Origin of the sequence: Streptomyces sp. NPDC020681 (genome assembly GCF_044334895.1) — a bacterium.
GTDB lineage: Bacteria > Actinomycetota > Actinomycetes > Streptomycetales > Streptomycetaceae > Streptomyces.
This window is the reverse complement of the sequence record NZ_JBIRTX010000012.1, coordinates 17,192-35,897: the sequence shown is the minus strand read 5'-3', so window position 1 is coordinate 35,897 and position 18,706 is coordinate 17,192. Positions and strand designations below refer to the sequence as shown.

Sequence of the window (18,706 nt, the reverse complement as noted above, 5' to 3'; positions counted from 1 at the left end):
TCGACAGTTACCGCGCGTACACGGCGGTTGGCTTGCTGAGTCAGAGCGTGCATTGATCACGGGGACGGTTAGAATCCATCTCCATGATCGGAGATAGCTATCAGTGAGTGTGACAAACAGGATCAAACAGCCCAGTCTCGCTCAGCTGCGCGCCTTCGTCGCCGTCGCCGAGCATCTGCACTTCCGGGACGCCGCGGCAGCAATCGGGATGAGTCAGCCCGCACTCTCCGGAGCCGTGTCCGCGCTCGAGGAGGCACTGGGTGTCCAGCTGCTGGAGCGTACGACCCGCAGAGTGCTGCTCTCGCCGGCCGGTGAGCGGCTCGCGGCGCGGGCCAAGGCCGTGCTGGAGGCCGTCGGTGAGTTCATGGAGGAGGCGGAGGCGGTACAGGCGCCCTTCACCGGTGTCCTGCGGCTCGGTGTGATTCCCACCGTCGCGCCGTATCTGCTGCCGAACGTCCTGCGGCTGGTGCACGGTGCCTACCCGGACCTGGATCTGCAGGTCCACGAGGAGCAGACGTCCTCGCTGCTCGACGGGCTGACCGCCGGGCGGCTCGACCTGCTGCTGCTCGCCGTCCCGCTCGGTGTGCCGGGGATCACCGAACTCCCGCTGTTCGACGAGGACTTCGTGCTGGTCACTCCCGAGGACCACTGGCTGGCCGGCCGCCAGGACATCCCTCGTGAGGCACTGCGCGAGCTGCCGCTGCTGCTTCTCGACGAGGGCCACTGCCTGCGTGACCAGGCGCTCGACATCTGCCGGGAGGCCGGCCGCACCGACGGCACGCCGGTCACCACGACCGCCGCGGGCCTGTCCACGCTGGTGCAGCTGGTCGCGGGCGGCCTCGGAGTGACGTTGCTGCCGCGGACGGCCGTCGAGGTGGAGACCGGCCGCGGCGGGCTGGGGACCGGCTGGTTCGCGGACCCCGCCCCGGCACGCCGTATCGCCCTGGCGATGCGCGCGGGAGCGGCACGCCAGGGCGAGTTCGAGGAGTTCGCACAGGCTCTGCGGGACGCGTTGCGCCCGCTGCCGGTACGGGTGCTGAGCTGACGGCGCGGTACGGGCCCCGGGCCCAGGGCAGGGTTCCAGGGCCGCCCGCAGCCCGCTACTCCGTGCGCAGGCCGTCCGGGCGCATCATGCGCCACAGCGGCGGCAGGCTCAGCAGCGTCACCACCGCGATCAGCGCGGCGCCGACTCCGGTGACCGGCAGGAACGCCCACCAGTCCGCTACCTGTTTGTCGACCAGCTTCAGCAGGACGAGCCCCAGTCCGATGCCGCCGCCGACAGCCAGCGCGAGCCCCAGCACGATGGGCACGGCCGTCTGCCACAGCACCGACCAGCTGAGGGTCGCGCGCCGGGTGCCGAACGCCACCAGCACGGACAGCAGCCGCTTGCGGTCGCGCAGTTGCTCCAGCATGGAGACGAGCATCGAGGCGGCGATCAGCAGCATCGTGCCGGTCGCCCCGACGAACAGGCCGGTTCGGACACTGGAGAACTGGCTGTCGCGCTCGGTGTCCTGAAGTGTGGAGACCCGCGTCAGCGGGTCGACGGCCGCCGCGGTGTTTCTGGCGTGCTCGGCCGCGTCGGGCACCTTGGGGTCGAGCCGGATCATCGCCCTGGCCTCGGCGTCGCTCAGCTTCGACACGTCGATGGCGGACGGAGTCGCCATGACGCCGAAGGATTTGCGTCCCATCGGATCGGTACGGGAGTCCACCGTCTTGGCAGTGGCGGGGATGCGCCACAGCACCGGCTCGGGCCGCACCGGCTCGCCTGTTGGCCCGAAGGTCTCTCCGTGGAGGTTCACCATGGCCCCGGGCCGCGCGACCTTGGCGAGGTAGTCGTCCGGTGGGCCTTCGGCACCGTGCGTGCGGGCGATGAAGACGTCACCGTCCTTGCACGACGGGAGCTTCGCCAGCTCGCGCAGCGACGGGCAGTCGGCGACGGTGATGGAGGTGATCGGGGTGAAGCTTTCGCCCGCGCCCCGCGGGGCCGGCCGTTCGACATACGCCTCGGTGAGCCCGATCACGCCGGAGACGCCCTTGGTCGCCTCGTACTTCGCAATCATCTCGCGGGCCACGAAGCCGTCCCGCGCGTTCGCGCGGGTCTCGAGCTGGGCGCGGGCGGAGTCCATGCCGGTCGGCTTCATGAAGTCGCCCTGCACCGCGCCGAAGAGCATGTTGAGCGCGATCGCGCCGGCTGCCGCGACGACGATGCCGCTCACCGCGCGGGACGCTGTGCCGCTGCTCAACTGGAGCCGTCGTACCGCCAGTTGCCACGGAACCGGGCCGCCGTGCAGCCGGGCGACAACCGCTTCCATCAGCCAGGGCAGCAGTGCGGTCACCCCGACCAGCACCAGCAGGGCGCCGACGGCGATCTGGTAGGTGGCGAGTTCGGTGTCACTCAGGCCGACCTGGCCCGTCTGAGGCAGCAGCAGTGCCACACCGGCGGCCGGCAGGACCAACCGCCACCACAGCCGGCGGGGGCGCGGACTGGCGTTCCGTACGACTCCGAGCGGTTCGATCGACACGCCGCGCAGGGCGAAGAGGGTCACGCCGATCGCGGAGGCCGGCACGGCGAGGACAATCAGAGCGGTCAGCGCGGGGCTGGGCACGATGTCCGAGGGGAAGGCGTTGACGTCCCAGATCGTCACCGTGCCGGCGAACTCCCGCATCAGCGCGAAGAATCCGGCGCCCGCGGCGAGCCCGATCAGCGCGCCGCAGAGTGATTCACCGGCTGCGATGCGCCGGGTCATCGCCTGGTCGGAGCCGACGAGGCGCAGTGCGGCGAGCCGACGGTCGCGCTGCTCGCCGCCGAAGCGGACGGCGGTGGCGATGAACACGGCGACCGGCAGGAGGAGGGCGACGCAGGCCATCACGATGAGGAGCAGGAGCACCGCGCTCATCGGCTCCGGCTCCTCGCGGCCGCCGAACCGGTCCGCTCGCCCGTCGACCCCCGAGCCCAGCGAGGTGGGGCTGCCGGCGTAGTAGTGGAGTTCGGCCGGACCGAGCAGGCCCGCGTCCCCGATGGTCGCGGTGACCCGGTACGGCAGCCGGTCCTTGAGCAGCGCACCGCGCGGGGAGCCGAGCAGCTCGGCGAGCGCCGGGGAGACGGCCATCTCGCCGGGGCCGGGCATCTTCGACAGGCCCGCGGGGGCTGCGGGGTCGCTGCCGTCCGGACGCAGCACGACGCCTGAGACGGCGTCACCGCGGTACATGGTGCCGGTCAGCGCGTACTGGAACGACCGGGCGGAGGTCTTGGCATCGTCGAACCCGAGCGCACGGGCCGCCACGCGGTCGTCGCGGTGCTGCAGGAGGGCCGGTATGGACGCGGCGAAGAGCAGCAGTGCGACGCCGAGGCCGACGCCGACGGCGGTGAGTGCGGTACGGATCCAGCCGCGCGGGCCGCCGGTGACGGCGAACCGGACGCCCAGGGTAAGGTCATGTATCCAGGTGGAGCCGCGCTTCACACCGCACCGGCCATGTCACGGACTGTGCCGTCGCGGACGATGACCTCGCGGTCGGAGTAGGCGGCGACCCGGGCTTCGTGGGTCACCAGGACGACCGCGGCGTTGCTGTCCCGGGCCGCGTCGGTGAGAAGTTCCATCACACGCTCGCCGTTGAGCGAGTCGAGGGCGCCTGTCGGCTCGTCGGCGAAGAGGACTCGCGGCGAGGTGACCAGGGCGCGGGCGACGGCGATGCGCTGGCCCTGTCCGCCGGAGACCTCTCCGGGGCGCTTGCGGCCGGCGTCGGCGACTTCGAGGCGCTCCATCCACTCCATGGCCGTGCGTTCGGCGGCCTTGCGCTTCACACCGGTGAGCCGGAGCGGCAGAGCCACGTTCTCCAGGCAGCTCAACTCCGGTACGAGCTGGCCGAACTGGAACACGAACCCGAACTCGGTCCGCCGCAGCGTGCTCCGCTCCGCGTCCGACATCGCGGTGAGATCGCGGCCGTTGTAGCGGATGGTGCCCGCGTCCGGCCGGACGATCCCGGCCAGGCAGTGCAGCAGGGTCGACTTGCCGGAGCCGGACGGGCCCATGACGGCGACGACTTCGCCGGGGTGGATGGAGAAGGAGGCGTCGTCGAGGGCGGGGTTGGCGCCGTACGCCTTGTGCAGACCGTCGGCGACGAGGAGGGAGCCCGCGGGGGTCATGCGACGACCTCCTTCGCGAGCTGGCCGAGCCGGGCGGCGGTGAGTTCGAGCCAGCGCAGGTCGGCCTCGAGGTGGAACAGGGCGTGGTCGCAGATGAGCTGGTCGGCGAGATCGCCGCGGCGCTTGCGGTCGGTGAGGACGCGCATCAGCCGCAGGTGCTCGGCGCGCTGGGTGTCCAGCAGTTCGGCGGCGCTGCGTCCGGTGAGCAGAGCGAGGACGACCTTGGTGTAGAGGGTCGACTGGAGATACAGCTCCGGCTTCTCGGGCTGCGCGAGCCAGCGGTCGACATCGGTGATGCCTGCCTCGGTGATGGCGTACCGCTTCCGCTCGGGCCCACCGCCGGCCTCGATCCCGTCGACCTCGACGAGGCCGTTCTTCAGGAGCCGGGACATGGTCGAGTAGACCTGCCCGTAGTGGAGGGGCCGGTCGTGGCCGAACTTCTCGTCGAAGGCGCGCTTGAGGTCGTAACCGTGGCGCGGGCCGGACTCGAGGAGTCCGAGCAAGGTGTGACCGATTGACATGCGGATGACTGTACACAGGGCGTATACCTCGTGTGTATAGCCGTGGTGCAGCGCGGGCCTTCGAGGGCTTGTTCCCGCAGGTCAGGATCGATTGTCACGATTCGGAACGAGGGATTCTGAGGCTTGGGCCGACGCTCGGCGCGAGGTCGAGGGCAGCGGACCGGCGCCGTCGGGCGCGGGTCCGCTGCCGGGTGGGCCCGCGCGCCTACGCGTTCCCCGGGTCCTTCGGAGGGCGGCCCCTCCTCGGGATCGGAGGCACCGTGCCCGGGAGGCGGCCGGCCTCCGAGAGCGACCTGCGGAGCAGGAACTCGATCTGCGCGTTCGCGCTGCGGAGTTCGTCCGACGCCCACCGCGCCAGCGCCTCGTACACCGCCGGGTCCAGCCGCAGCAGCACCTGTTTCCGCTCGGGCGGCGGAGGCGGCGGCGTCACTGGTAGAGCGTGCCCGTGTTGAGGACCGGCTGTGCCGCGCGGTCACCGCACAGCACCACCATCAGATTCGACACCATCGCCGCCTTTCGCTCCGAATCGAGCTCCACGATGTCCCGTTCCTGGAGCCTGGCAAGCGCCGCTTCCACCATGCCGACCGCGCCGTCCACGATCTGCCGACGCGCCGCCACCACCGCGCCCGCCTGCTGGCGCTGGAGCATCGCGGACGCGATCTCCGGGGCGTACGCGAGGTGCGTGAAGCGCGACTCGATGATGTGCACGCCCGCCGCCTCGACCCGTGCGTGCAGTTCGACCGCCAGCTTCTCGGTGATCTCCTCCGCGTTGCCGCGCAGCGACAGCCCCGCTTCGTCGTGCGCGTCGTACGGGTACTCGATCGCGATGTGCCGTACCGCCGCCTCCGTCTGTGTGGAGACGAACTCCAGGAAGTCGTCGACCTCGAACATCGCCTGCGCGGTGTCCTCGACCTTCCACACCACCACCGCTGCCAGCTCGATCGGGTTGCCGTACGCGTCGTTCACCTTGAGCACCGCGGTCTCGTGGTTCCGCACCCGCGTGGAGATCTTGGCCCGCGAGGTGAAGGGGTTGACCCAACGCAGGCCGTCCGTACGGATCGTGCCCCGGTAGCGGCCGAAGAGCTGGACCACCCGGGCCTCGCCCGGCGCGACCATGTTCAGTCCGCACATCGCGAGGAACGCGGCGACCGAGACCACGACTCCGACGGTGATCAGCGCCGCCTTCGCACCGGCCGATCCACTCACCGCGCCCGCCACGATGAGCGCGACTCCGCCCGCGAGTCCGGCCAGCCCGAGCAGGAGGGCGAGTCCGCCGCCGATGCTGTGCGCCGGGAATTCGCGGACCTGCGGCGCAGGCATCTCCGGCAGGTCGTCCACTGTTGACGTACTGGTCGCAGGCATGATCGCTCCCCGTTGTGCATCGTCCGTGCACTGTCCGTGCATCGTCTGTGCGTTGTCCGGCCGGCCGGTCGGCGACCACCGCCGACTTCTAGCATTCTGATATCACTTTACGCATCGTGGCAACCCTCTGTGCCTCTCATGAGTCGGTTCCATGAGACGGGGTGCTCATTGTCACGTCCGGAAAAGACCGGATCGGTGGCCCTTTGTCAGTACTAGCGGTGTTAGCTTTCTGAGCTGATCTGACGACAACGAGCGACGACGACGAGCGGAGCAACGAAGCGATGGGCCGAGCGGAAGCGCGACGGGCCCGGCAGCGCGGGGCGCGCCGGGCGAAGAAAGCCGGACCCACCGGCATACGGCGGTTCTTCACCTGGCGGAAGCTGCTGGGCACCTTCCTCGGCCTGTGCCTGCTCGCGATGGGCGCGTTCTTCGTGATCTATCTGCTCGTCCCGGTGCCGTCGGCCAACGCCCAGGCCGAGATGCAGAGCAACGTCTACAAGTACAGCGACGGCAAGATCCTCACCCGCACCGGCAAGGTCAACCGCGAGATCGTCGGCCTGGAGAAGATCCCGAAGGACGTCCAGTACACCTTCGTCGCCGCCGAGAACAAATCCTTCTTCAAGGACTCCGGCGTCGACTTCAAGGGCACCGCCCGCGGCCTGATGAACACCCTTGCCGGCAAGGGCAAGCAGGGCGGCTCGACGATCACGCAGCAGTACGTCAAGAACTACTACCTGAACCAGGACCGGACGGTCACCCGCAAGCTCAAGGAACTGGTGATCTCGCTCAAGGTCGACCAGAAGAAGGAAAAGAGCGAGATCCTCGCGGGGTACATCAACACCAGCTACTACGGGCGCGGTGCGTACGGAATCCAGGCCGCGGCCCAGGCGTACTACCGCAAGGACGCCAAGGACCTGAAGGTCGGGGAGGGCGCGTATCTCGCGGCGCTGCTCCAGGCGCCCAGCCAGTACGACTACACCGTCGCGTCCGAGACCGGCCGGAAGCTGGTCACCGACCGCTGGAACTACGTACTGAACAACATGGTCGAGGAGAACTGGCTCGATCCCTCCGTCCGCAGCGGACTGAAGTTCCCGGTGCCCAAGACCCCGAAGCCGGCCCCCGGCATGGAGGGCCAGGTCGGTTATCTCGTCGACGCGGCCAACGCCGAGCTGGAGCGCCAGGGCATCAGCGAGGAAGAGATCAAGCTCGGCGGCTGGACGATCACCCTCAACATCGACTCCAAGCGCCAGGCGGCGCTGGAGAAGGCCGTGGACAAGCAGCTCGAGGACAAGCTCGACCGCAAGAAGGACAAGGCCGACGCCACCGTCCAGGCGGGTGCGACCTCCGTCGACCCGGAGACCGGCAAGGTCCTCGCGCTCTACGGCGGCATCGGGGCGACCGAGCACTGGGTGTCCAACGCCACCCGCCGCGACTACCAGCCGGCATCGACCTTCAAGCCCGTCGTCCTCGCCTCGGCCCTGGAGAACGGCGCCGTGACCCAGGACGACGAGAAGATCGGCCTCAACACCAAGTACGACGGCACCAGCAAGCGGCCGGTCGAGGGCAGCGACACCCCGTTCGCGCCGGAGAACGAGGACGACAAGGACTACGGCCGCCGGGTCAGCGTCCAGACGGCGACCAACAAGTCGATCAACTCGGTCTACGCGCAGATGATCGTGGACGTCGGCCCGGACAACGCGAAGCAGACCGCGCTCGACCTCGGGATGAAGGACGGCAAGGACTTCCCGGAGCGGCCCGCGATGTCGCTCGGCACGATGGGCGCGTCCACCTGGGACATGGCCGCGGTGTACGCGACCCTCGACAACCACGGCAAGAAGGTCACGCCGACGATCGTGAAGTCGGCGGAGCACGCGAAACGCAAGGCCGAACTGCCCGACGCGATCGGCGACCAGGCCATCAGCCGGGAGGCGGCGGACACCGTGACGTCGGCACTGACCGGCGTCGTCAAGCGCGGTTCCGGCACCAACGCGTCCGGTGACTACGAGGCGGCGGGCAAGACCGGTACCTCGGAGAACAACCAGTCCGCATGGTTCGTCGGCTACACGCCGAAGCTCGTCACCGCGGTCGCGCTGTTCGGCGAGACCACCAAGGGCGCGCACTCCTCGCTGACGGACACGGTCAACGAGGGCCGCGCCAACGGTGGTGGCGTCCCGGCCAAGATCTGGAAGCAGTACACCAGCGGCGCACTCGACAGCGAGGCATCGTCCGCCGAGTTCGACCTGGACGTCGCGGAGGTCGCCACTCCGGACCCGGATCCGACGCCGACGGAAACACCCAGCGAGACGCCGACCGAGACGCCGACCGAGGACCCGGATCCGACGCCGACGGACTCGCCGACCGAGACGCCGACCGAGACGCCGACAGAGGACCCGACGCAGACGCCTACCAAGACGCCGACCGATCCGCCGAGTTTCACACCGCCGACGGATCCGGCGGACCCGGACGACCCGGAGGATCCGGTGGTCAGGCCGTAGTGCCGCCGACGGCATGACGGTGCCCGCGAGACCCGGCTTCCGGGTCCGCGGGCACCGTTCTGTAGCGGTAACCGGGTTGAGGGCTCGAAGGCGGCCTGCAGAGCCGGGTTATGTCCGGGTGGGCAGCTCGAACCAGACGACCTTGCCGGTCGAGAGGCGGGTGGCGCCCCACCGCCGGGCCAGCCTGTTCACCAGGAAGAGGCCGCGGCCGCCCTCGTCGGTGTCCCTGGCCCGCCGCTGCCGGGGCAGCTGCGGAGAGTCGTCGCCGACCTCGCAGCGCAGTACGTCCGTACGCAGCAGCCGCAGCGTCACCGGCCGCTCCGCGTACCGCACGGCATTGGTGACCACCTCGCTGACCAGCAGCTCCACCGAGTCGGAGAGCTCCTCAAGACCCCAGCGGGCGAGCGCACGCCGGGCGAGGCGGCGGGCCCGGCCGGGCGCGGCGTCCTCCGGCTCCAGGAACCAGTACGCGACATCACTCGGCGCGATCCCGTCGAAGCGGGCCGCGAGCAGCGCGATGTCGTCGTCCCGGTCGCCCGGGCCGAGCATGTCCAGCACGTCGTCGCAGAGCGCCTCCAGCGGCGGCGAGTGGTCGGGCCCGGTCAGCTGGGCGGTGGCGGCAAGCCGCTCCCGCAGTTGCTCGATCCCGGTCCAGACGTCGCGCAGCCGCGACTCCACCAGGCCGTCCGTATAGAGGAGCAGCGTTGCGCCGGCCGGCGCGTCCAGCTCCACGGCCTCGAAGTCCACGCCGCCGACGCCGATCGGCGCGCCCGGCGGTACGCGCAGCACCTCGGCCCGCCCGCCCAGCTGGAGCAGGATGGGCGGCGGATGGCCGGCGTTCGCGATGGTGATGCGGTGCGAGACCGGGTCGTACACCGCGTACATGCACGTCGCCATGCGGTCGGCGCCGAGCCGCTGGGCCTGCTCGTCGAGATGGTGCAGCACTTCCTGCGGAGGCAGATCGAGCCCGGCGAGCGTCTGCGCGGTGGTGCGCAGCTGACCCATGATCGCGGCGGACTTCATGGAGTGCCCCATGACGTCGCCGACCACGAGGGCCACCCGGCTGCCGGGCAGCGGGATCGCGTCGTACCAGTCGCCGCCGACGCGGGCGGTCTCCGCGGCCGGCAGATAGCGCGAGGCGAGCCGTACGCCGGTGGGCTGCGGCAGCGAGTCCGGCAGCATGGTGCGCTGCAGCTCGTCGGCGATGTACGCCTCGCGGCCGTACAGCACGGCCTTGTCGATGCCCAGCGCGGTGTGCGTGGCCAACTGGGCAGCCACGAGCAGGTCGTTGGGCTCGAAGGCGGGCCGGTCGGGCCGGCGCAAAAACACGGCGGCGCCGATCACGCGGCGCCGGCCGCGCAGCGGGGCCAGTATCGCGCGATGGCCGTTCGGCACGGTCCTTTCGGCGCCGAGCAGTTCGGGCAACGCGGCGCGCGCCGCGGCCGAGTCGCCGAACACCGGCCGCACCCCGCGCAGCACCTCGGACAGCGCGCCGCCGGACCGCACCTCGCAGAGCTCGGCGGCAGGCGTCAGGTCGTTGTTCGGATCGATCAGCGGGAAGGATCCGGTGCTGGAGAGATCCGCGTCCTCATCGGTTAAACGCAGCCGGTCGGTACGGCGCAGCCGCAACACGAATGGCGACACCGGCCGCTCGTCGCCGACCGGCAGCGGATCGCGCAGATAGACCAGGATGGCGTCGGAGAACGTCGGCACGGTCGCCCGGCACAGCCCGAGCACGATCTCGTCCAGATCTATGCCGCGCGCGATGCGCCGGGTGGCTGCTCCCACGAACCGCAGCCGGTCCCCTTCACGCCGCGCCGTCCCCGCCAGGTCCTGCGGCGGCGGCCCGGCGGGCGAGGGAACGGCCGACGGCCCGGCCTCCGCCCGGGGCCGGGTGCGTTCGTGCGGCCGGGCAGCCAAGGGCTGCCGGCCTTCGTGGGAGGTGGGCTGCTCCGTCACGCGTGGGATTCCGTCCGTCCGGGCCGGGTGTGCGATGCAATCGCCTCGAGAGGCGGTGCTGCGCTATCTCGGGGGATAACCCCCGGACCCGCAGGCGAAACAACCGCTCTGCGGTCGGCGTCGACCAGGTGGCAGGCGTCCGGCACAGCTCCACCCCCTAGTAGTGACTCGAGATGACTTACGGTCAGGTCGTGCGCTGCGCTCAATGGTTGCTGCTCTGGCGCAGCCTTGCGGACGACGATCCTACGTTTGCCCCCGGGGGGCGCATCAAGAGTCTCACGAGGTCGTATGCGCCGGAGCGTGTTCTTGGACCGGAGTCAGTCACTTCACAGGGGGGAGAGGGGTCAGCTCGCCCAGGGTAGTGGGCATTTGACTCTCAGTCAGGCAGCCCATCTGCTGGGCGAGGCTCTTGGCGATGGGGTGCATGACGCGGACGAGTAGTTCGGGCGCTTTGCCCACGGTGTTGCTCCGCGCCAGCGTGAAGCTCATCATGTCGACGGCCAGTACGACGCCTTCTTCGCGCCCGGCCGCCACCGGGCAGGAGAACATCACGGTGCCCGACGCAGCCGAAGCGCTGGCATAGGGAACGAAGCGGGACTGACCGGTCTTCTCGGCGAGATCGTAGGCGGACCGTGTCTTGCTGCTGGCCCGTTCCTCGTCTCCGGGTTTCAGCCGCCGCCACTTGGCCGAGATGTCGAAGCTGCCCACGGCGAACTGGTCACGCGTCCGCGCCAGGCAGAGGTAAGTGCTCTTGCCGTTCCCAGCGTTGGGCGCCGCCTCGGTACGCAGTGACTCAGCAGCCTGTGGAAGCGGAAGCTCCCTCATGCCGTCGCGGTCGACGTCGTCGAACAGCTCTGAACCCCTCACCTTGGCGAGTGCGGCGGCGCCGGAGGCGCCAAGAACTCCGCCGCAGATCTCGGAGGGGGGCCGCGCCTGTGGCTGCGTCGACGAGGCCGCACCGTCCGGCTCCTCGGTAGAGCCGGAGCAGCCGCTGACTGCCAGCACCATCGCCAGCAGGACCGAGGAGAGGGCGTGCCCGCGTACCGCGGATGTCATCCGAACCGCCTCACGAAGGGGTCGGCAGGGCGCCGACGTTCTCTTGCCGCTGGGTTCCGTTCGGGCCGGGTGTGCGATGCAATCGCCTCGAGAGGCGGTGCTGCGCTATCGGCACAGCTCCACCCCCTAGTAGTGACTCGAGATGACTTACGGTCAGGTCGTGCGCTGCGCTCAATGGTTGCTGCTCTGGCGCAGCTTTGCGGACGACGATCCTACGATTGCCCACAGGGGGGCGCATCAAGAGTCTCGCGAGGTCGTATGCGCCGGAGCGTGTTCTTGGACCGGAGTCAGTCACTTCACAGGGGGGAGGGGGGTCGGCTCGCCCAGGGTAGTGGGCAGTTGACTCACAGTCAGGCAGCCCATCTGCTGGGCGAGGCTCTTGGCGATGGGGTGCATGACGCGGACGAGTAGTTCGGGCGCTTTGCCCTCGGTGTCGCTTTGGGCCAGCAGGAAACTCATCATGTCGACAGAGAGCAGCATTCCGTTCTGCTTCCCAGGGCCGACAGGGCAGGTGAACTCCAGCACGCCGGACTTGGCGGAAGCACTCGCGTACGGGAACTCAGCCGTCTTCCTCCCCGCTCCCGCGACGTCGAAGGCTGACCAGTGATCGTCGCTCGCCCACCTCTGATCGCCCGGCTTGGACTGCTCCCAGCGCGCGGAGATCTGGAAGTTCCCGGTTGTGTGGCTGTCGCTCGCCTTCCCGGCGCATAGATAGGAACGCGTCTTGGGTCCCGACTTCAGCGCGGTCGCGGCTGCGGCGACAGGAACGATCTGCTCGCCACCCACCCTGTCGTCCTCGCTGAAGCTCTGTGAAGCAGTCAGCTCCTCCAGGGCAGCGCTCGCCCCGGCATCCAGCACCCCGCCACAGATCTCGGTGGCGGACGGCGCGACTGCTGCGAGGGAGACGGCGACTTCTGCGGACTGCCCGATGAGCCGGAGCAGCCGCTCACCACGAGTGCCGCCGCCAGCACGACGATGGGCAGCGATCGCCGGCACCGGAGCACGGAGAAGGGCATGCGAACCACCTAGCTAGGACGGCGTGGGCAGCTGGCCGAGGTTCTCCTCGTTTCCGCTCCCCTGGTGTAGCCGACGTGCTGAGCCTGCATCAGCGTCTCTTGCAGACGGCGGTATTTGTCGGGCGGCCAGTCCGACGAATCGCTCGCGCGATCCAGCAGCGAGTAAGCGGGCTGCCAGGACGCGCTGTTGCCCCGCTCGAACACGTCCTTGGCCTCGGTGTGGTCCCGGCGTTGTCCCGGTGCGGCGACTCCGCGTACTTGTCCAGGTTCGCCTCGATGAGGCCGCCGGTGACTCCTTCGACCCCGTCGGAGACGATGGGCACCACGGTTGCCGCGACGCCCGACGCCGGAGAGGGCATGAGTGAGAACATCCCGCCGGTGGCCAGACCGGCAATCATCTTGTCACGCTCGACCCGCGCGTCAACCATGACCGTCGCGGCCGAGGTGCTGGTGGTCTTGGCGTGTTTGCCGTCCCGCTCCAGCCGGTCGAAGAGCTTGTAGGCCTCGTCCCCGATGGCGGCCAGCGATTTCTGGCTGACCTGCAGGTCTCCGTGGGTCTCGCCGGCGGGGCCGGTGCCCGGTCCGCCTCTGCCGCCGTTTCCGTCGTCGAGCTGGTTGAGCCGCATCTGTGTGGTGTTCTGTCCGGCCGTATCGGCCTTCAGCTGCTCCCACTCGTCCCACGTCACAGCAGTACTCCCCGTATGCCGAATGGTCGGCGAAGCTAGCAACGCATGGTTTCCGGCATGTTTCCGAATCCTCACGCCGAGTTGTCGTCGGCGATCCGCTCAGGACGCCAGCGGAACCGGCGTGCGGTCCCAGTCCGCAGGCAGCTCCGGAGTGCGCCACGACGGGTCCGGGCGCCAGTGTTCCCAGCCGTCGGAGAACGGCGCGCCCCAGGCCTGGATGACCTCCACCGCCGCCCGGCCCGCCGCCCGGACCCGCTCGGCCTTCTCCGGGCCCATCAGGCCCACGCGCTGGGCCTGGTCGAATTCGTCCTCGTCGCGCCAGAGCCAACTGCGGTCGGGAAAGACCGAGATATCGAGAAAGTGGTCCTCGGAGTCGATGCCCCCCGCCCATCGGATGCGCGGTTCCTCGAGGTTGACGTACCAGTTCTTGAAGCGCCAGCCGGACTCCCAGAACAGCCAGACCGACCACGGCTCGCCCGGGCGGGCCAGTTTGAGGACGCCTGTGCCGAACCAGCGGCCGCGGGTCGTGGTGCGCGGGGCCGTGTAGCGCGTGGCGAGCGGTTCCTGGTGGACCGGGGTGCCGTTCGTCAGGACCGGCTTCACGCATTCCGTGCCCGGCGCCATCCACACCGCGAGGATCTCGTCGCTGTCCTGCACGACGGTCACAGGCCGGCAGATGTGCACGCCCGGGCCCGCCGGGTCCGGGGCATGGTCGCGGTAGCGCCACAGGATGTGGTCACCGGGCGTCCAGCGTGCATTGCGTTCCGTGCCTGTCATGAGCAGATCTTACGGATGACCGCCCCCGCCCGCTGCGATCCAGGTCACGAGAGCGCGGCGCGTGCCGTCAGGGGCGCGTCATACGCAGCACGTCAAGCGCCTCGTCGAGCTGTTCCAGGGTCAGCGCTCCACGCTCCACATAGCCGGACTCGAGTACGACCTCCCGGATCGTCTTCCGTTCGGCGAGCGATTTCTTGGCGACCTTCGCGGCCTCCTCGTACCCGATGTACTTGTTCAGCGGAGTGACGACGGACGGCGACGACTCCGCGTACTCCCTGGCCCGCTCGGCGTTGGCGGTGATCCCGTCGACCGTGCGGTCCGCCAGCAGCCGGGACGCGTTCGCCAGCAGCCGGACCGACTCCAGCAGGTTCTTGGCCATCACCGGCAGCATCACATTGAGCTCGAAGTTCCCGGCCGCGCCGGCCACCGCCACCGTGGTGTCGTTGCCGGTCACCTGGGCCGCCACCATCAGCACGGCCTCCGGGATGACCGGGTTGACCTTGCCCGGCATGATCGAGGAGCCCGGCTGGAGGTCGGGGAGGCTGATCTCGGCGAGTCCGGTGCGCGGGCCGCTGGCCATCCAGCGCAGATCGTTGGCGATCTTGGTGAGCGAGACCGCGATCGTACGAAGTTGGCCGGAAGTCTCCACCAGGCCGTCCCGTGCGCCCTGCGCCTCGAAGTGGTCGCGGGCCTCGGTCAGCGGCAGCCCGGTCGCGCGGGCGACCTCGGCGATGACCGCGGCCGAGAAGCCGGGCGGGGTGTTGATGCCGGTGCCCACCGCGGTGCCGCCGAGCGGCAGTTCGGCGAGGCGGGGAAGGGAGGCGCGCAGCCGCTCGACGCCGTACCGGATCTGCGCCGTGTAGCCGCCGAACTCCTGGCCCATCGTCACGGGCGTCGCGTCCATCAGGTGCGTACGTCCGGACTTCACGACATCCGCGAACTCGGCGGACTTGCGCTCCAGCGAGGCCGCCAGATGCTCCAGCGCCGGGATCAGATCGCCCGTCACGGCCGCCGTCGCGGCGATGTGGATGGAGGACGGGAAGACGTCGTTCGACGACTGCGAGGCGTTCACATGGTCGTTGGGGTGCACCTCGCGGCCCAGCCGCTCGGTGGCGAGGGTCGCGAGCACCTCGTTGGCGTTCATGTTGGAGGAGGTGCCGGAGCCGGTCTGGAAGACGTCCACCGGGAAGTGCTCGTCCCAGCGGCCCTCCGCGACCTCGCCCGCCGCGTCCGCGATGGCGCCCGCGATGTCCTTGTCGAGCACGCCCAGTTCGGCGTTGACCTGCGCGGCGGCTGCCTTGATCCGGGCCAGGGCCTCGATGTGGGCGCGCTCCAGGCGCTGGCCGGAGACCGGGAAGTTCTCCACGGCCCGCTGGGTCTGGGCCCGCCACTTGGCGTGTGCGGGGACCCGCACCTCGCCCATGGAGTCGTGCTCGATGCGGTACTCGCTCGCGTCGTCGGCCATGTGTCACACCTCGGTCGTCGGTGTCGTAGGGGCTGATCCGTCGAGTTACGCCAGTCCGGGGCCGCGCACCGGAATCGAGGTGAACGTCGGCGCGGGCGCGGGCTCCGTGAAGAAGTCGTTGCCCTTGTCGTCCACCACGATGAACGCCGGGAAGTCCTCCACCTCGATCCTCCAGACCGCTTCCATGCCGAGCTCCTCGTACTCGACGACCTCGACCTTCTTGATGCAGTCCTGCGCGAGACGCGCCGCCGGGCCGCCGATCGAACCGAGGTAGAAGCCGCCGTGCGTGCCGCACGCGTCCGTGACCTGCTTCGAGCGGTTGCCCTTGGCCAGCATGACCTTGGAGCCGCCGGCGGCCTGGAACTGCTCGACGTACGAGTCCATCCGGCCGGCCGTCGTCGGGCCGAAGGAACCGGACGCGTAACCCTCGGGCGTCTTGGCCGGGCCCGCGTAGTAGACCGGGTGGTCCTTCAGGTACTGCGGCATCTCCTCGCCCGCGTCCAGCCGCTCCTTGATCTTGGCGTGCGCGATGTCGCGCGCCACGACCAGCGGGCCGGTCAGCGAAAGGCGGGTCTTGACCGGGTACTTGGTCAGCTCGGCGAGCACGTCGTCCATCGGCCGGTTGAGGTCGATGCGTACGACGTCGCTCTCGTCCAGGTGCTGGTCGGTCGTCTCCGGCAGGAAGCGCGCCGGGTCGGTCTCCAGCTGCTCCAGGAAGACGCCCTCGGCGGTGATCTTCGCGGTGGCCTGCCGGTCGGCCGAGCAGGAGACGGCGATCGCGACGGGCAGCGACGCGCCGTGCCGCGGCAGCCGGACCACGCGGACGTCGTGGCAGAAGTACTTGCCGCCGAACTGCGCGCCGATGCCGATCTTCTGGGTCAGCTCGAAGACCTTCTCCTCGAGCTCCTTGTCACGGAAGCCGTGTCCGGTGGGCGAGCCCTCGGCGGGCAGCTCGTCGAGATAGTGCGCGGAGGCGTACTTGGCCGTCTTCAGCGCGAACTCGGCGCTCGTGCCGCCGACGACGATCGCGAGGTGGTACGGCGGACAGGCGGCTGTGCCGAGCGAACGGATCTTCTCCTCCAGGAACTTCATCATGGAGGCCTCGTTCAGGACCGCCTTCGTCTCCTGGTAGAGGAACGACTTGTTGGCGGAGCCGCCGCCCTTGGCCATGAAGAGGAACTTGTACGCGCCTCCGTCGGTCGCGTACAGCTCGATCTGCGCGGGCAGGTTCGAGCCGGTGTTCTTCTCCTCCCACATGGTGAGCGGGGCCATCTGCGAGTAGCGCAGATTGAGCTTGGTGTACGCGTCGTAGATGCCGCGGGAGAGGGCTTCCTCGTCGCCGCCCTGGGTCAGGACGTGCTGGCCGCGCTTGCCCATCACGATGGCGGTTCCGGTGTCCTGGCACATGGGGAGAACGCCGGCGGCCGCGATGTTCGCGTTCTTCAGCAGGTCGAGCGCGACGAACTTGTCGTTGGAGGAGGCCTCCGGGTCGTCCACGATCCGGCGCAGCTGCGCGAGGTGGGCGGGCCGCAGGTAGTGCGAGATGTCGTGCATGGCCTCGGCGGCGAGCTTGCGCAGCGCCTCCGGCTCGACCTTGAGGAACGTACGTCCGTCGGCCTCGAAGGTGGAGACTCCCTCGGCGGTCACCAGCCGGTAGGGCGTGGTGTCCTCTCCCAGCGGGAGCAGATCGGAGTACACAAACTCTGGCATTACGGGCCATTCCTTACTCGGCAGACGGCGACATCGACGCGACCTCCAGCGTAAGGCGCGTGCTGCGGCGGGAGCTTGTGAGGTAAGGCTCACTAGGAGGGGGCGGGGGAGTGCGGCAGGGGCGCGCCCGAGGCCCGAACCCCTAGTCGCGATCTATCGCGTTTCGCTACCCTGGCTGTGTGGACCTCGACAAGAACCAACCAGCGCCCTCCGGGCACGGGCACACCCCCAAGCCCGACATCCCTGCCGAGCCCTCCGCCATCCGCGCCTCCGACGCCGACCGCGACCGGATCGCCGACATCCTGCGGGATGCACTCGCGGACGGCCGGCTGGACGCCGAGGAGCACTCGGAGCGGATCGACGCCGTCTACCGCGCCAAGACCGTCGGCGAACTCGAGCCGATCGTCCAGGACCTGCCCGCGACCCGCAGGCGCACCGAGACCGGCTCGTACGCCTACGGGCCCGAGGAGCCGGCCGGTCCCGCCGAGAATCTGGTCGCCGTCTTCTCCAGCAGTACGCGCAAGGGCCGCTGGCGGGTGGGCCGCCGCACCAACGCCTTCTCGCTCTTCGGCAATATCGAGATCGACCTCACCGAGGCGCTCTTCGAGCAGCGGCTGACCACCATCAACGCGACGGCCATCTTCGGCAATATCGAAGTCCGGGTCCCGGAGAACATTTCGCTGCGCGGCAGCGGCACCGGGATCTTCGGCAACTTCGAGGTGCTGACGCTGGAGGGGGCCGATCCCGAGGCGCCGGTCGTCGTCGTCAACGGGTACACGGTTTTCGGCAATGTAGAAGCCAGGCCGAAAAGAGGCCGGCGGGTCTCCGACCTGCATGGCCGCCTGCGCAAATACCTGCACTGACGACTGCGCCCCGGAGCGCTTTCCGGCCGCGGGCGCCCGCCCGGCTTTCCGTACGTCGGAACTCAGTGCCACTCAGTGAATAGGAGTGCGCACAGCGGGTAGGGAGTGCTGCATCGTCTCTCGCTCGCGAAGCCGTCGTCAGGAGTAGACCGTGCTGCAACTGCCGTACCAGTCCTTGCAGGTGGCCGCCCCCGTGCCGCAGCAAATTCCTGCCCGGGAAGATCAGGACGGACCCTGGCATGCGGAGGCGGTGTGCCGCAGGGACGAGGCCGGGCTGTTCTTCGCACCGTCGAAGGAGCCGACGGCCGCGCGGCTGTCACGTGAGGAGGCCGCGAAGCGGGTCTGCGCGCGCTGTCCGGTGATGGTCGAATGCCGGGAGCATGCGCTGCTCCAGCCGGAGCCGTACGGAGTGTGGGGCGGGCTGACGGCCGCCGAGCGCCGTGTGGTGCTGGCGCGGCGCAGGCGGCGCGACGTCGAGGTCAAGAAGCAGTCGGCGGCCTGACACACAGGCGGAGCAACGGGAGAGGGCGCCCCACCGCACATGGGGCGCCCCCGTCGTTTTTGTGGCTCGGTTCGCCTCCGGGGCGCTTTTAGCGGGTGCCGACGGTCGATCGTGCTCGATCCCTCGTTCCTCGGGACCTCCGCCCGCGCG

16 protein-coding genes are annotated in these 18,706 nt (G+C 69.5%); 4 read left to right on the top strand and 12 right to left on the bottom strand.

What is annotated here, in order from left to right; all coding sequences use genetic code 11:
* Positions 1 to 103: 103 nt before the first annotated feature.
* Positions 104 to 1,045, top strand: a complete 942-nt coding sequence (locus tag ACH4YL_RS25920) for a LysR substrate-binding domain-containing protein (RefSeq protein WP_398509827.1) — start codon at positions 104 to 106, stop codon at positions 1,043 to 1,045.
* Between the two features lie 55 nt (positions 1,046 to 1,100).
* On the opposite strand, the gene ACH4YL_RS25915 is transcribed toward ACH4YL_RS25920, so the two are convergent.
* From ACH4YL_RS25915 to ACH4YL_RS25895, 5 genes are all read right to left on the bottom strand, one after another.
* Complete coding sequence (locus tag ACH4YL_RS25915) at positions 1,101 to 3,461, bottom strand: FtsX-like permease family protein (protein WP_398509826.1); 2,361 nt, start codon at positions 3,459 to 3,461, stop codon at positions 1,101 to 1,103.
* Positions 3,458 to 4,144, bottom strand: a complete 687-nt coding sequence (locus tag ACH4YL_RS25910) for an ABC transporter ATP-binding protein (RefSeq protein WP_398509825.1) — start codon at positions 4,142 to 4,144, stop codon at positions 3,458 to 3,460. Before ACH4YL_RS25910 ends, ACH4YL_RS25915 begins: the two co-directional genes overlap by 4 nt.
* Positions 4,141 to 4,665: a PadR family transcriptional regulator gene (locus ACH4YL_RS25905; RefSeq protein WP_398509824.1), complete on the bottom strand. Its 525-nt coding sequence runs from the start codon at positions 4,663 to 4,665 to the stop codon at positions 4,141 to 4,143. Before ACH4YL_RS25905 ends, ACH4YL_RS25910 begins: the two co-directional genes overlap by 4 nt.
* A gap of 205 nt (positions 4,666 to 4,870) precedes the next feature.
* Positions 4,871 to 5,095: a hypothetical protein gene (locus ACH4YL_RS25900; RefSeq protein ID WP_398509823.1), complete on the bottom strand. Its 225-nt coding sequence runs from the start codon at positions 5,093 to 5,095 to the stop codon at positions 4,871 to 4,873.
* Positions 5,092 to 6,027, bottom strand: coding sequence for an SPFH domain-containing protein (locus tag ACH4YL_RS25895; RefSeq protein WP_398509822.1), 936 nt, complete (start codon positions 6,025 to 6,027; stop codon positions 5,092 to 5,094). Before ACH4YL_RS25895 ends, ACH4YL_RS25900 begins: the two co-directional genes overlap by 4 nt.
* A 281-nt stretch (positions 6,028 to 6,308) precedes the next feature.
* Here ACH4YL_RS25895 and ACH4YL_RS25890 point away from each other — a divergent pair, with 281 nt between their 5' ends.
* Positions 6,309 to 8,522: a transglycosylase domain-containing protein gene (locus ACH4YL_RS25890; protein WP_398509821.1), complete on the top strand. Its 2,214-nt coding sequence runs from the start codon at positions 6,309 to 6,311 to the stop codon at positions 8,520 to 8,522.
* A 108-nt stretch (positions 8,523 to 8,630) separates the two neighbouring features.
* On the opposite strand, the gene ACH4YL_RS25885 is transcribed toward ACH4YL_RS25890, so the two are convergent.
* From ACH4YL_RS25885 to ACH4YL_RS25855, 7 genes are all read right to left on the bottom strand, one after another.
* Positions 8,631 to 10,481, bottom strand: coding sequence for a SpoIIE family protein phosphatase (locus ACH4YL_RS25885; protein ID WP_398509820.1), 1,851 nt, complete (start codon positions 10,479 to 10,481; stop codon positions 8,631 to 8,633).
* Between the two features lie 321 nt (positions 10,482 to 10,802).
* Positions 10,803 to 11,489 carry a hypothetical protein gene (locus ACH4YL_RS25880; RefSeq protein WP_398509819.1) on the bottom strand — a complete coding sequence of 229 codons (687 nt, stop codon included), beginning with the start codon at positions 11,487 to 11,489 and terminating at the stop codon, positions 10,803 to 10,805.
* A 339-nt stretch (positions 11,490 to 11,828) separates the two neighbouring features.
* Positions 11,829 to 12,533 (bottom strand): hypothetical protein, encoded by a 705-nt coding sequence (locus ACH4YL_RS25875; RefSeq protein ID WP_398509818.1) that lies wholly within the window; start codon positions 12,531 to 12,533, stop codon positions 11,829 to 11,831.
* A 109-nt stretch (positions 12,534 to 12,642) separates the two neighbouring features.
* On the bottom strand, positions 12,643 to 13,239 hold the full coding sequence (locus ACH4YL_RS25870) for a hypothetical protein (RefSeq protein ID WP_398509817.1): 597 nt from the start codon (positions 13,237 to 13,239) through the stop codon (positions 12,643 to 12,645).
* 99 nt (positions 13,240 to 13,338) lie between these two features.
* Positions 13,339 to 14,016 carry a DUF402 domain-containing protein gene (locus ACH4YL_RS25865; RefSeq protein WP_398509816.1) on the bottom strand — a complete coding sequence of 226 codons (678 nt, stop codon included), beginning with the start codon at positions 14,014 to 14,016 and terminating at the stop codon, positions 13,339 to 13,341.
* A 67-nt stretch (positions 14,017 to 14,083) separates the two neighbouring features.
* Positions 14,084 to 15,481 carry a class II fumarate hydratase gene (locus ACH4YL_RS25860; protein WP_398509815.1) on the bottom strand — a complete coding sequence of 466 codons (1,398 nt, stop codon included), beginning with the start codon at positions 15,479 to 15,481 and terminating at the stop codon, positions 14,084 to 14,086.
* A 45-nt stretch (positions 15,482 to 15,526) separates the two neighbouring features.
* Positions 15,527 to 17,191 (bottom strand): fumarate hydratase, encoded by a 1,665-nt coding sequence (locus ACH4YL_RS25855; RefSeq protein WP_398509814.1) that lies wholly within the window; start codon positions 17,189 to 17,191, stop codon positions 15,527 to 15,529.
* A 179-nt stretch (positions 17,192 to 17,370) separates the two neighbouring features.
* On the opposite strand from ACH4YL_RS25855, the gene ACH4YL_RS25850 reads away from it, so the two are divergent.
* Together ACH4YL_RS25850 and ACH4YL_RS25845 are read left to right on the top strand one after the other, a co-directional pair.
* Complete coding sequence (locus ACH4YL_RS25850; RefSeq protein ID WP_398509813.1) at positions 17,371 to 18,054, top strand: DUF1707 domain-containing protein; 684 nt, start codon at positions 17,371 to 17,373, stop codon at positions 18,052 to 18,054.
* A gap of 151 nt (positions 18,055 to 18,205) precedes the next feature.
* The gene (locus ACH4YL_RS25845; protein WP_398509812.1) at positions 18,206 to 18,556 is read left to right on the top strand and encodes a WhiB family transcriptional regulator; all 351 of its coding nucleotides are present in this window, start codon (positions 18,206 to 18,208) and stop codon (positions 18,554 to 18,556) included.
* The last annotated feature ends 150 nt before the right edge of the window (positions 18,557 to 18,706 follow it).

What these genes read in the sequence shown, in the direction of transcription:
- ACH4YL_RS25880 (WP_398509819.1), bottom strand. Translation starts at nt 11,489, where the DNA reads ATGGTGCTGGCAGTCAGCGGCTGCTCCGGCTCTACCGAGGAGCCGGAC.
- ACH4YL_RS25890 (WP_398509821.1), top strand. Translation starts at nt 6,309, where the DNA reads ATGGGCCGAGCGGAAGCGCGACGGGCCCGGCAGCGCGGGGCGCGCCGG.
- ACH4YL_RS25860 (WP_398509815.1), bottom strand. Translation starts at nt 15,481, where the DNA reads ATGGCCGACGACGCGAGCGAGTACCGCATCGAGCACGACTCCATGGGC.
- ACH4YL_RS25855 (WP_398509814.1), bottom strand. Translation starts at nt 17,191, where the DNA reads ATGCCAGAGTTTGTGTACTCCGATCTGCTCCCGCTGGGAGAGGACACC.
- ACH4YL_RS25910 (WP_398509825.1), bottom strand. Translation starts at nt 4,144, where the DNA reads ATGACCCCCGCGGGCTCCCTCCTCGTCGCCGACGGTCTGCACAAGGCG.
- ACH4YL_RS25865 (WP_398509816.1), bottom strand. Translation starts at nt 14,016, where the DNA reads ATGACAGGCACGGAACGCAATGCACGCTGGACGCCCGGTGACCACATC.
- ACH4YL_RS25905 (WP_398509824.1), bottom strand. Translation starts at nt 4,665, where the DNA reads ATGTCAATCGGTCACACCTTGCTCGGACTCCTCGAGTCCGGCCCGCGC.
- ACH4YL_RS25895 (WP_398509822.1), bottom strand. Translation starts at nt 6,027, where the DNA reads ATGCCTGCGACCAGTACGTCAACAGTGGACGACCTGCCGGAGATGCCT.